12 protein-coding genes and 1 tRNA gene are annotated in these 12,674 nt (G+C 57.2%); 6 read left to right on the forward strand and 7 right to left on the reverse strand.

Features of this window, described 5'->3' with window-relative positions:
- Positions 1-106: 106 nt before the first annotated feature.
- The 6 genes from ACLPGZ_RS04310 to ACLPGZ_RS04335 form a co-directional block, all read right to left on the reverse strand.
- Positions 107-706, reverse strand: coding sequence for a 50S ribosomal protein L25/general stress protein Ctc (locus ACLPGZ_RS04310; RefSeq protein WP_060186286.1), 600 nt, complete (start codon positions 704-706; stop codon positions 107-109).
- Positions 707-802: 96 nt separating this feature from the next.
- Complete coding sequence (locus ACLPGZ_RS04315; protein ID WP_009461085.1) at positions 803-1,753, reverse strand: ribose-phosphate pyrophosphokinase; 951 nt, start codon at positions 1,751-1,753, stop codon at positions 803-805.
- A 104-nt stretch (positions 1,754-1,857) separates the two neighbouring features.
- Positions 1,858-1,934: transfer RNA gene (locus tag ACLPGZ_RS04320), tRNA-Gln, on the reverse strand.
- A gap of 5 nt (positions 1,935-1,939) precedes the next feature.
- Entirely contained in the window at positions 1,940-2,878 is a 939-nt protein-coding gene (ispE, locus tag ACLPGZ_RS04325; RefSeq protein WP_060186285.1) for a 4-(cytidine 5'-diphospho)-2-C-methyl-D-erythritol kinase, read from the reverse strand.
- 21 nt (positions 2,879-2,899) lie between these two features.
- On the reverse strand, positions 2,900-3,490 hold the full coding sequence (locus ACLPGZ_RS04330; RefSeq protein ID WP_373568169.1) for an outer membrane lipoprotein LolB: 591 nt from the start codon (positions 3,488-3,490) through the stop codon (positions 2,900-2,902).
- Positions 3,491-3,492: 2 nt separating this feature from the next.
- A complete protein-coding gene (locus ACLPGZ_RS04335; RefSeq protein ID WP_226348149.1) occupies positions 3,493-5,238 on the reverse strand; it encodes a tetratricopeptide repeat protein in 1,746 nt (581 codons plus the stop codon).
- 122 nt (positions 5,239-5,360) lie between these two features.
- Between ACLPGZ_RS04335 and mutM the strand changes: the two genes are divergently transcribed.
- The 6 genes from mutM to fahA all read left to right on the forward strand — a co-directional run bounded on the left by mutM (position 5,361) and on the right by fahA (position 11,846).
- The gene (gene mutM / locus ACLPGZ_RS04340; protein WP_035271243.1) at positions 5,361-6,188 is read left to right on the forward strand and encodes a bifunctional DNA-formamidopyrimidine glycosylase/DNA-(apurinic or apyrimidinic site) lyase; all 828 of its coding nucleotides are present in this window, start codon (positions 5,361-5,363) and stop codon (positions 6,186-6,188) included.
- 164 nt (positions 6,189-6,352) lie between these two features.
- A complete protein-coding gene (locus tag ACLPGZ_RS04345) occupies positions 6,353-7,309 on the forward strand; it encodes an MBL fold metallo-hydrolase (protein ID WP_009461090.1) in 957 nt (318 codons plus the stop codon).
- A 24-nt stretch (positions 7,310-7,333) separates the two neighbouring features.
- Positions 7,334-9,007 (forward strand): FAD-dependent oxidoreductase, encoded by a 1,674-nt coding sequence (locus ACLPGZ_RS04350; protein ID WP_009461091.1) that lies wholly within the window; start codon positions 7,334-7,336, stop codon positions 9,005-9,007.
- Positions 8,995-9,204, forward strand: a complete 210-nt coding sequence (locus ACLPGZ_RS04355) for a DUF2783 domain-containing protein (protein ID WP_009461092.1) — start codon at positions 8,995-8,997, stop codon at positions 9,202-9,204. Before ACLPGZ_RS04350 ends, ACLPGZ_RS04355 begins: the two co-directional genes overlap by 13 nt.
- 15 nt (positions 9,205-9,219) lie before the next feature.
- Complete coding sequence (gene hmgA / locus ACLPGZ_RS04360) at positions 9,220-10,524, forward strand: homogentisate 1,2-dioxygenase (RefSeq protein WP_239055118.1); 1,305 nt, start codon at positions 9,220-9,222, stop codon at positions 10,522-10,524.
- On the forward strand, positions 10,521-11,846 hold the full coding sequence (gene fahA / locus ACLPGZ_RS04365) for a fumarylacetoacetase (protein ID WP_009461093.1): 1,326 nt from the start codon (positions 10,521-10,523) through the stop codon (positions 11,844-11,846). Before hmgA ends, fahA begins: the two co-directional genes overlap by 4 nt.
- A 135-nt stretch (positions 11,847-11,981) precedes the next feature.
- Here the strand turns inward: fahA and ACLPGZ_RS04370 are convergent, their stop codons facing one another.
- Complete coding sequence (locus ACLPGZ_RS04370) at positions 11,982-12,668, reverse strand: phosphatase PAP2 family protein (protein ID WP_009461094.1); 687 nt, start codon at positions 12,666-12,668, stop codon at positions 11,982-11,984.
- Positions 12,669-12,674: the final 6 nt, after the last annotated feature.

Here is a 12,674-nt window from a genome sequence, read left to right on the forward strand (position 1 = left end):
TGCTCCGGCAAAGGCGCAGGCACAAATAACAAACCCCCGCCAGCATACGCTGACAGGGGTTGATTCGCCAAGCTGCAAGCCGACCGAAGCCGGCTAGCAATCTTGATTACTCGGCGCTTTCTTCTGTTGCTTCCGAAGCAGCAGCACCACCGCCAACTGGCAGAGCAGCAGCCAGCAGAGGGTTGGCTTCGTTGCCAGCGTAAGTCACGCCACGTGGCAGCTTGACGCTGTCCAGGTGCACGTTGGCGTTGGCTGTCATGCCGCTCAGGTCCACAGTGATGGACGCTGGCAGGTTAGCTGGCAAGCAGGTGATTTCCAGATCGGTCAGGATGTGGCTGATAACTTGGCTGCTCAGCTTGACGGCTGGGGACACATCGCCACCTTCAAAGTTCAGAGGAACTTTGGTGGTGATGGCTTGCGAAGCCAGAACGCGTTGGAAATCAACGTGCAGAACTTGCTGCTTGTAAGGGTGCCACTGAACCGAGCGCAACAGCACTTTTTCAGCTTTACCGTCCAGTTCCATCGTCAGGATGGAAGCGTGGAAGGCTTCTTTGCGCAGGTTGTGGTAGGTCTCGTTGTGATCCAGAGCGATCACGACGGGTTGTTCGTCGCCACCGTAAACGATAGCGGGAACCTGGCCAGCGCGACGCAGGCGGCGGCTCGCACCCGTACCCTGTACATCACGCGAAGTAGCGGTGAATTTCATGTAGAACTCCAATTGCAGAACGCTTAATACGTACTGCGGAAAGTGGTAGCGAACTACCAAGTTGACGTGCGCCGCGACCAGCGCACGCTAAAAAACTTAATCAGTGAACAAGGAGCTGACGGACTCGGCGTTGGAGATACGCAAGATGGTCTCGCCCAACAGTGCTGCACAGGACAGCTGGCGAATCTTGCTGCATTCACGTGCCTTGGCGGACAAAGGAATGGTGTCCGTTACAACCAGCTCGTTCAATTGGGACTGCGTAATACGTTCGATAGCTTCGCCCGAGAGCACAGGGTGCGTACAGTAGGCGTAAACCGCCTTGGCACCGCGCTCTTTCAGAGCTTCAGCCGCTTTGCACAGCGTACCGGCCGTATCCACCATATCGTCCATCAGGATGCAGGTGCGTCCGTTGACATCACCAATGATGTTCATGACTTCGGAGACGTTGGCACGTGGGCGACGCTTGTCGATGATGGCCAGGTCCACTTCCAGTTGCTTGGCCAGTGCACGTGCGCGCACCACACCACCGATGTCAGGCGAGACAACCACCATATCCTGGTAGTTACAGCGCCAGATATCGCCCAGCAAAATGGGGGAAGCGTAGATATTGTCGACAGGGATATCGAAGAAACCCTGGATTTGGTCAGCGTGCAGATCCATCATCATGACGCGATCGACACCGACCACTTGCAACATATTGGCCACGACTTTGGCAGAGATCGACACACGCGCCGAACGGGGGCGTCGATCCTGGCGGGCGTAACCAAAGTAAGGGATAGCGGCGGTGATGCGACCGGCCGAAGCACGGCGCAAGGCATCGACCATCACCATGATTTCCATCAGATTGTCGTTGGTGGGAGCACAGGTGGGCTGCAGAACGAAAACATCGCGACCGCGCACGTTCTCGTTGATTTCAACCATGGCTTCCCCATCAGAGAAGCGACCCACCGTCATTTTCCCCAGCGACATATCAAGGTGGTTGACGACATCGACAGCAAGGCGAGGATTAGCCGTGCCGGTGAAGATCATGAATCGGTCTTGTGCCATGATGGGAGATAGATTTTGATGCAGGAAAAGCAAAGCTGTTGATCGAAACCCCTACAAGGAAACGACTCAACAGCTTTACATTATCGCAGGCTAGGCCTGAAAGGTGGCTGGGGAAGAAGGATTCGAACCTTCGCATGCTGGAATCAAAATCCAGTGCCTTAACCAGCTTGGCGATTCCCCAAATACTTACTTAATCCAGTCGCGTAGCGGATGATCTTGCAAACCTGAACAAACCCAAGTTTGTTCGACCAGCAATTTACCACTATTTGATTCTTCGCTACCAGAAAAATCTATTTTACTGCTATTTTGGTCAATTTCAAACTGACCTGTCTTGGCGCTTTGTTCGTCTCTGCACTCAACAAACAAACAAGAACCTGAGCCCGTCATTCTAGCATTCAATTTTAATCTTTGCAAGCCCTGTTTTAAATTTCTTAAACCAGGATAAAGACTGAATGCTACTGACTCCAGATTGTTTCTGCCAAAATAAGGATTGTCGTCCTTGGCTTGCCAGAATTTTTCTTGCCAATCAGTAAAGAACGTCATTGTGATGGGTTTTTCATCACGTGTCAAGCATTCGGAGGTAAATATTTCCCCCGTGGATATAAATTGCGGCGGACGGATGATGATGTAGTGTCGTGGCGGCATCTGAATGGCCTGCAACTGCTCACCCACCCCTTGGGCAAATGCGGCCTGTCCGAATACAAAAACCGGTACATCGGCGCCCAGGGGCAAGCCAATATCCATCAAGGCCTGACGGCTCAGGCCCAGGTTCCATAAACGATTCAGGGCAATCAAGGTGGTGGCCGCATCGCTGGAGCCGCCGCCCATCCCCGCTCCCGAAGGAATATTCTTGATACAAGAGATGTCTACGCCTTGCCGAGCGCCGGTCGCTTGTTGCAGGGCACGAGCGGCTTTGATCACCAGATCCTGCTCCGGCTCCACATCGCTCAAGGTACTGTGTGCCCGATGGATCTGCCCATCGCTACGTGGAACGAAGCTCAGGTAATCATTCAGGTCCACAAAACGAAAAGCGGTTTGCAAGAAATGGTAGCCGTCCTCACGACGGCCCGTGACGTGCAAAAACAGATTGATCTTGGCCGGAGCCGGGACGTTGTAGAGCGCCATTACACAAACCTGCTCGGGGCTTTACTGATCCACGACCAAACGCACGCTGATGGAGCGATTGGCCTCATGACGATTCAATTGCAGCAAGCGCGGGCCTTGTTCGTCGTAACGCGAGAGCGTCACACGCCAGCCGGACTGCTCGAAGCTGCTTAGCTTTTGCTGGTCATCCCGGCGTTCGCTTTGAACCGGGGCACTACCCGTGCGGCCATGCAGCCAGTCACGCAAGCCTGCAACAGGAACAGGACTGCCCAAGACCTGTTCAACCAGGGCATCGGGATGGGAGGCCATTTCCTGACTACCGTCTGTGCGTTCCAGAATGGCGCGCCCCGGTAACACCCAGACTCGCGCCAAGGTATTACCCAAAGGATTGCTCAAATCCAGCATCAGCTTTTGGCCGTCGTCGCGCCAGGAAAAGCCCCCCTGCACGGCTTCGACCTGCGAGCTGGAATGAGTCACGCTCAGCGCAAAACGGCCTGAACGAGACAAGGCGCTTGCCTCTTGCGACGCATCCGTAACGCTGCCAAGGTCAGATTTGGGCGGTGTCGCACAAGCACTGAGCAAAGCAACCAGGGCCAAAGCCCCTGCTCGGGTCCAAGCCCGCTGTTTCAAGATACTCACGGCAGCGGTACTCCCAGACGCTTGATGGTTTCTGTCAGTGTTCGGTTTTCGGGGTCTTTGCTCAAGCCAGCCCGAAAGACCAGCATGGCATCATCACGACGGCCTTTGACCCACAGCACTTCACCCAAGTGGGCGGCAACGTCCGCTTCAGGCAGGCGCTCGTAGGAACGCTGCAAGTATTCCAGCGCGGCTTGCAGATCGCCAACACGGAACAGATACCAGCCTACGCTGTCCAGAATATAAGGATTGTCCGGCTCCAGCTCCATGGCTCGTTCCAGCAAATCCTGGGCCTCGTCCAGACGGCGATTCTGATCCGCATAGGTGTAGCCCAAGGCGTTATACGCATTGGCATGGTCCGGGCGCAGCTCAATAACACGACGCATCAAGGTTTCAAACTTGTCGTGCTTGGCGCGCTGCTCGTACAACATGGCCAGGTTGTATTTGATCTCGGCGCTATCGGGCAACTCACGGTCCGCCCGCTCCAGCACTTCCAGAGCCTGGTCGGTACGACCGCTGTCTTGGTAGATAGAAGAATACGTCAAAGCCACAACGACCTGCTCGCTCATGTCGCGTGGGCGAGAGTTCTCCAGGGTACGACGTGCTTGCGGCAGATTGCCTTGGCGGGCTTGCAGGACGGCTTTATGAATCTGGGCCTGGAAACGCAGCGCGGGCTCTTCAATCAAGTCCAGCTGGCGAATGGCTTCGTTCATATCGCCCTGAGCTTCAGCAATTTGCACCAAGGACAAGCGGGCTTCAGAAATACTGGCCAAAGCCGTGTTGACGGCGTCGTTCAAGGACTGGCGGCGCTGCTGCTGGACCGCAATGTATTGCTCCAGCAATTTACGGGCCTGGTCAAACTCCTGGGCACGAATATGAATTTCGGCCTGGGTGTAGAGCAGATCAAAATCTTCAGGATTGGCGCGTTGCAAGGCGCTGACGATGGACTGGGCTTCGTCGAACTGCTGGCGCTCTACCAGCCGGTTGGCCAGCAGCAGTTGCAACTTGCGGCTATCCGGATTGGCTCGCACGAAGGTACGTGCACTTTGCAAGGCAGCCGAAGGATCAATCTTGATACCGTATTCCAGCACGCGCTGCGCGGCAGCTTCGGAATGCGGGTCCAGCTTCAGGGCTTCCCGTGCTTCGCGCTCGGCCCGGCTCATGTCCCCGGCACTCCAGGCGGTATCCGCCAAGGCCAGACGGGCAATGGGCAAGGAGCGCACGGGTTGCTGCAAGGCCTTGTCCAGCACTTCCAGCGCCAAACGGCGATCCACCATCTTGCTGACCATGCTCATGGCTTGGACCACGGCCTGCTCTTTATCCTGGGCGCGAGAGATACGCAGCCACAAGGCATCGGCCAAGCCTTCGGTCTGACCGCTGGAGGCTTCCAGGGCCAGAGCCGTTGCTTTAGCTTCGGGATCATTCGGGGCCAGCAAGGCCCATTCTTTAGCGGCGCGCAGCGCACGACCCAAATCACGGTCGGCCATGGCGTATTGAAAGGCGTTTTGAGCCAGGCGAGGATCGCTGGTGTCACGCGCCAAAGACAGGAAAGTCTGGCTGGCAACGTCGTATTCACCACGCGAAGCAGCCACTTCGGCAACCAGAATGCGATACAGAATGTCCGAAGTCAGGCTGACCAAAGGCAATTGCCCGCTGCGCAAACGAATCTTGTCAGCAGGCGGCTCCGCCTTGAGTATGGGAAGTGAGGGTTGGGCTTGCACCGAAACCGCTGCAAGCAACGACATCAGGCCCAGCTTTAGTGCTAAGGTCAGAGCATTCATCCAGAAAAACCCGTGCCCTGATACGCGCGACAAAACGCCCGATGGCACAATAAAGGAATCAGATTTGTTGATGGTATCACCCCCCCATGCCTGAACTGCCAGAAGTTGAAACAACTCGTCGCGGAATTGCGACGGTTATCCAGGGAAAAAATGTCCGACAATTCCTGGTTCACGAGCCCCGTTTGCGCTGGCCCGTGCCTGCCTCTTTGCCGCAATGGATTGAAGGCCAGGCCGTCCAGAATTGCACGCGTCGAGGCAAATACTTGTTGTTGCATTTTGAACAAGGCGTCCAGATCATCCATTTAGGAATGTCCGGCTCCCTGCGTCGTGTGGATCTGGATGAAGAACGCCGCAAGCATGATCATGCGGAATGGATCTTTGATGAGGCCCGCTTCCTGCTGCACGACCCACGACGATTTGGTGCGATATTATGGCACGCCCATAGGGACGGCCCTCTGGAAAACCACCTTTTACTACGTACTTTAGGCGTAGAGCCTTTCGATCCCCTGTTCACCCCCGAGTATCTGCACCGACATCTGCAAGGGCGGCGCGTCGCCATCAAACAGGCCCTGCTGGGCGGCAAGATTGTGGTGGGAGTAGGCAATATCTACGCTTCCGAATCCTTGTTCCTGGCCGGTATTCACCCCGAACTGCCCGCCGGTGAAGTTTCCTTGCATCGCTGCGAAAAACTGCACTCGGCCATCTTGAGCACCTTGCAATCCGCCCTGGACTCCGGGGGCAGCACCTTGCGCGATTACGTCAATGCCAGTGGTGAACCGGGCGCTTACTTCGACATTCACGCCAATGTATATGAGCGTGCCGGCAAACCCTGCCCACGCTGCCAACAGCCTATCAAACGGATAGTCCAAGGCCAACGCGCGACCTATTACTGCTCGCGCTGCCAGCGCCGCTAAACCCTCCCCCTTTTTTCTGACAGCGTCTGATGCCGGTTCCGGCAGGCAGGCGCTCGTCTGCTTTTTTTCCAACTAAGCCTACCCTATTCAGGTATTCACCTATATCTAACTGATTCACCATAAACTAATCTGACACCATCCCTATCGACTGTGGAGTCATTTTCATGAGCAAGTCCTTCGCCTCGCATAACGACCTGGAAGACAAAGTCGTTGCCTTTGAAAAACTGTCCGACAACGCCTACGCCTATACGGCTGAAGGTGATCCCAACACGGGCATCATCATTGGTGACGAGGCCATTATGGTGATCGACACCCAGGCCACGCCTGTCATGGCTGAAGACGTGATTCGCCGCATCCGCGAAGTCAGCGACAAACCCATCAAGTATGTCTTGCTGTCGCACTACCACGCCGTACGGGTGCTGGGTGCCTCGGCCTACAACGCCCAGGAAATCCTGGCCAGCCGCGACACCTACGACCTGATCGTGGAACGTGGCGAGCAAGACAAAGCCAGCGAAATCGGCCGTTTCCCCCGCCTGTTCCGCAACGCCGAATCCATTCCTCCCGGCCTGACCTGGCCCACCATGACCTTTGAAGGTCATATGACGGTGGACCTGGGCAATCTGGAAGTACACCTGATGCAAGTGGGTCGTGGCCACACCAAGGGCGACACCATCGCCTGGCTACCCAAGCAGAAAATACTGTTCGCCGGTGACCTGGTGGAATACCAATCCACCCCGTACGCAGGCGACTGCTACTTTCGCGAATGGCCCCGCACACTGGACCGTCTGGGAGACTTCAAAGCTGAACAAATGGTTCCTGGCCGTGGCCCGGCACTGAAAAACGCCACCGAAGTGCGTCAGGCCCTGGCCGGCACGCGCGCGTTTTTGACAGACCTGTACTCCAGCGTGCAGCAAGGCGCGGCAGCCGGTAAAGATCTGAAGACCATTTACCGCGAAACCTACGATTTCATGAAGCCTCGCTACGCAGACTGGGTCATTTTTGATCACTGCATGCCCTTTGACGTGTCCCGTGCCTACGACGAAGTCAACGGCCACGAAGACCCACGCATCTGGACCGCCGAACGCGATCTGGAGATGTGGAAACAACTCGAAGGTCAGTAAGACGCAAGGCCAGGGAGAAAGAAAATGGGAGACATTAATTACCAGACCCTGGAGCTGACGCAAGCGCCCCCACCGGCTACCCATGCCCGCCACCCCGTTGTGGTGGTGGGTGCCGGCCCGGTGGGGCTGACCATGGCCCTGGATCTGGCGGCCAAAGGCCACCGGGTCGTGATTCTGGACGACGACACCACGCTGTCCAAAGGGTCACGGGCCATTTGCTTTGCCAAACGCACCCTGGATATCTGGGATCGATTGGGCGTGGGCTCGCGCATGATGGACAAAGGCGTGTCCTGGAATGTGGGCAAGGTTTTTTTCCGCAATCAGGAAGTCTGGAGCTTCAATTTGCGGCCCGAAGAAGGCCACCAGCGCCCCGCCTTTATCAATTTGCAGCAGTATTACTGCGAAGGTTATCTCTACGAAGCAGTCTGCGCTCAGCCCCTGATCGAACTGCGTTCCGGCCATAAAGTGCTGAACGTGGTGAATCAGGCAGAAGGCGTGCATCTGGATATAGAAACCCAGCAAGGCAATTACACCCTGGAAGCAGAATGGCTGCTGGCCTGCGACGGCTCGCGCTCGGCCATTCGCCGTGCTTTGGGTGAAAGCAGCAGCGGACGCGTATTCAAGGACCGTTTCCTGATTGCAGACGTGCGCATGCAAGCCGACTTCCCCGCCGAGCGCTGGTTCTGGTTTGACCCGCCCTTCCACCCCAATCAATCTGTCTTGCTGCACAGCCAGCCGGACAACGTCTGGCGTATCGACTTCCAATTGGGCTGGGATGCCGACCCGGTTGAAGCCGTCAAACCAGAAAACGTGCTGCCCCGCATTCGTGCCCTCCTGGGTGCCGACGCCCCCTTTGAGCTGGAATGGGTCAGCATTTACACCTTTGCTTGCGAGCGCATGCAGCGCTTTCGCCATGGCCGTATTCTGTTTGCTGGAGACTCGGCCCACCGTGTCTCGCCTTTTGGCGCACGCGGCGCCAACAGCGGTATCCAGGACGCCGACAACCTGGCCTGGAAGCTGAATCTGGTTCTGAATGCCCAGGCTCCCGACAGCCTGCTGGACAGCTACAGCCATGAACGTGAATTGGCTGCAGACGAGAACATTCGCCATTCCAGCCGTTCAACAGATTTCATCACGCCTAAAAGCGAAGTCAGCCGCCTGTTCCGTGATGCGGCCCTGATTCTGGCGCGTCGCCACGCCTTTGCCCGTGTACTGGTCAATAGCGGCCGCCTGTCCTTGCCCAGCGCCTACCCAGACAGCCCCTTGAATACGGCTGACACACACGAGTTCTCCGCCACGGCCACACCGCTAGGAGCCTGCGTCCCCGATGCACCTATAGAACAAAACGGTCAGCAAGGCTGGTGGCTGGGTCAATTGGGCAGCGGCTTCACCCTGCTGGAGTTTGGCGAAGGCCAGGCCAGCCAGTCTGAAGTGGTAGACGAACTGGTCGCCCAAGGTCTCTTGACCCGCCTGCGTGTCTGGCCTGCTGGCACCAGCGCTACCCAGGCCCAGAAAGAGATCATCGACAGCCAGGATATGCTGCGCCAGCGTTACGACGCCCAACCCGGTTCCTGCTATCTGATTCGCCCCGATCAACACCTGTGCGCCCGCTGGCGTCATCTGGATGGGCAAGCTGTCCAGGCAGCCTTGCACAAAGCCTGTGGCCATTTCCTGGAGAGTGCTTCATGTCTACACTGAATACCGATACCCCCCTGGAACGGGCTGACGATTTCTACCAAATGTTGATCGATGCCCACCAAGGCCTGAGCACAGCACAAAGTCATGCCATGAATGCCGCTTTGGTGCTGTTGCTGTGCAATCATGTCGGCTCGCTGGATGTGATCAAGCAAGCCTTGGACGCCGCCCGCCAGACCTGCCTGGAGCAGGCTGCCTGAATCTGGAGACCCCTAATGAGCTCTTTGAATTATCAGATTGGTTTTGGTAACGCTTTTGCCACCGAGGCTCTGCCCGGTGCGCTGCCACTGGGACGCAACTCGCCGCAGCGCTGCCCTTACGGGCTGTATGCCGAGCAGTTGTCCGGCACGGCCTTTACCGCGCCACGCGCCGATAACCGCCGCTCCTGGCTGTACCGCATTCGCCCCAGCGCCAAGCAAGGAGCATTTACGGCATTTGAAGGCGCTCCCCACTGGAATGAAGACTTTGGTCAAGGCCCGGCCAACCCCAATCGCCTGCGCTGGAGCCCGCTGAATCTGCCCAGCAAGCCGACCGATTTTCTGGCTGGTGTCCATACCTGGGCAGGCAATGGCAGCAGCGACTCGCAAAGCGGCGTTGCCATCCATCTGTACGCCATCAACCAGTCCATGGGACGGCGCGTGTTCTATAACGCCGACGCCGAAATGATGTTCGTGCCCGAGCAGGGTCGCCTGCGGCTGGTCAGCGAATTGGGCATCATGGAAATCGAGCCTTGCGAGATTGCCGTCATGCCGCGTGGCGTCCGCTTCAAGGTAGAGTTGCTGGACGATGTGGCCCGTGGCTACTTGCTGGAAAACTTCGGCGCTCCTCTGCGTTTGCCCGAACTGGGTCCGATCGGCTCCAACGGCCTGGCCAATGCCCGCGACTTCAAAACACCGGTAGCCTGGTACGAAGATGTCAGCGAGCCGCATGAGCTGGTCACCAAATTCACAGGCGGCTTCTGGGTTGCGCAACTGACGCACTCGCCCTTGGACGTCGTGGCCTGGCATGGCACGCACGCCCCCTATAAATACGATTTACGTGACTTCAATGTGATCGGCTCGATCAGCTACGATCACCCCGATCCCTGCATTTTCAGCGTATTGACCTCGCCCTCCGACACACCCGGCACGGCCAACCTGGACTTTGCTATTTTCCCGCCACGCATTCTGGCCATGGAAAACACCTTCCGCCCCCCTTGGTTCCACCGTAACTTCGCCAGCGAATTCATGGGCCTGATCCAAGGTGTGTACGATGCCAAGGCCGATGGCTTTGCACCCGGCGGCTCCAGCCTGCACAATTGCATGAGCCCGCATGGCCCCGATGCCAACACCTTTGACAAAGCCAGCAGTGCGGACTTGAGCAAGGCAGACTATCTGCGCGGTACCATGGCCTTTATGTTCGAGACCCGCAAAGTCATCCGCCCCTCGCCACAGGCCTTGCAAAGCGACAGCCTGCAAGCCAATTACGATGCCGTCTGGGACGGACTGGAAAAACACTTCTCTACGGAACAAAAGGCATGACCCGACCTTATCTGAATGACACTCACGACCCCAAGCTGCAAAGCTGGGTGCCCGGCGCCAACGAGGCCGATAACGGTTTCCCTATCCAGAACCTGCCCTTTGCCGTGGCCCGTCGCCGTGACAGTCAGGAAGACTTCCGCGTCATGGTGGCCATTGGCCCCTACGCGCTGGACCTGGGCCTGCTGGCCTGCGATACCCCCTGGCACGGCAAAGCCGCCGACGCCCTGGCCGCTTGCGTCAAACCTGCACTGAACGGCCTGATGGCCTTGGGCCAGGAATACTGGAGCGCGCTGCGTGCCGCCTTGTCACATGACTTGCGCCAAGGCTCCTCTGCGGAGTCGCGCCTGCGCCCCATGCTGATCGAGCGCAGCAAGCTGGAATACGCCCTGCCCGCCCAAATTGGGGACTACACCGATTTCTATATTTCCGTGCACCACGCAACGGCGGTGGGCAAACAGTTCCGCCCTGATGCGCCCTTGCTGCCCAACTACAAGTGGGTACCCATTGGCTACCACGGCCGTGCCTCCAGCATCGGTGTGTCCGGCCAGCAATTCCCACGACCCGTCGGCCAGACCCGCCCACCCGAAGGGCAAGAGCAGCCCAATTTTGGTCCTTGCCAACGCCTGGACTTCGAACTGGAAATGGGCATTCTGATTGGCAAAGGCAACGAAGCCGGTCGCCGTATCCCTATCGCTCAGGCAGACGAGCACGTTTTTGGCCTGTGCCTGTTCAATGACTGGTCGGCGCGCGATCTGCAAGCCTGGGAATACCAGCCTCTGGGCCCCTTCCTGGCCAAGAACTTTGCCTCGACGATCTCCCCCTGGGTAGTGACACTGGAAGCCCTGGCTCCCTTCCGTCGCCCCTTCAGCCGCCCCGAGTCTGATCCCCAGCCTCTGCCTTATTTGCAGGATCAGACCAACCAGGAAAGTGGCGTTCTGGACGTGGAACTGGAGGTGTACCTGAGCACCGAACAGTCTCGCCAGCAAAAGAAAGACCCCGCTTTGCTCTCGCGCAGCAACTTCAAGGAAGCGTATTGGACTGTGGCCCAATTGGTCGCCCATCACAGCGTCAACGGCTGCAATCTGCAAACTGGAGACCTGCTGGGCACCGGCACCTTGTCCGGCCCGGCCAAGGGTCAGGAAGGCTCCTTGCTGGAAATGAACCAGGGCGGCAAAAACCCCATCGACCTGCCTTGGGGCGAACAGCGTAAATTCCTGGAAGATCAGGACGAGATCATTTTGAAAGGCCTGTGCCGTCAAGATGGCTACCCGACCCTGTCTTTTGGTGAATGTGCCGGTCGAGTATTGCCTGCCGTGCCTTAAATTCAAGACACCTTTGTAAACGACACCCCGCAGCCGGTATCTGGCTTCGGGGTGTTTTTACGTAAAGCTTTATCGAAACAGGCTCGCAAAAACAAAAAAGGGACTTGAAGTCCCTTTTTGCAAACTCAGAGAGCCCTAGGCAGGCAATTGCTTATGTCTGGCCCAAGACCAGAGGATATAAAACAGAACGCAGCCATACAGCCCCAGCACAGCGCCTGAAGCCAGCACCTGGCTAAGAAAATGGTAGCCCTGCATGATGCGTAGAAAGCCGAACAGCAAACCGGCGCTGATACCCAGCACAAAGCCCCCGGCGGCCAGTTTGCGGCAGCCTGTCATGACGCCCACAAAGAACAGGGACAGGAGCACAAAGCCGGATGCGGCATGAGCACTGGGCAAGGCATTGCCTGCCTCAGCCCAGGAATGCGCCCAGAAGTAGGTGGGCATGGATTCTATACCGCCAAACATGGCCAGATTAAAGGGTCTTGGCATGGCGGTCAGATGTTTCAGGACGCCTACCATTAACGGGCCACTACCCATGAAGAAAGCCGCCCCCGCCCAAGCCAGTTGGCGGCGGGAACCCTTGGGCTGCCGCCAGGCCACGATCGTCCATACCACTGCGCCGCCAAAGGGAACGAACCACACCAGCCTGCGCCCGAATAAATCGACAAAAGGCTGCAATCGCCAGGAAAAATCCTGGACTTGTGGGTCATAGAAATAGGCACTGAGTGACAGGTCCGTTGCTGAACCCATCGTCACTGCCGCAACGATTCCCAAAACAGTAAAAAAAACGGCACTGGCAACGATATAAGGACGAAAAAACATCTACAC

It is taken from the genome of Alcaligenes sp. Me129, assembly GCF_050487245.1.
Classification (GTDB): Bacteria; Pseudomonadota; Gammaproteobacteria; order Burkholderiales; family Burkholderiaceae_B; genus Alcaligenes; species Alcaligenes phenolicus.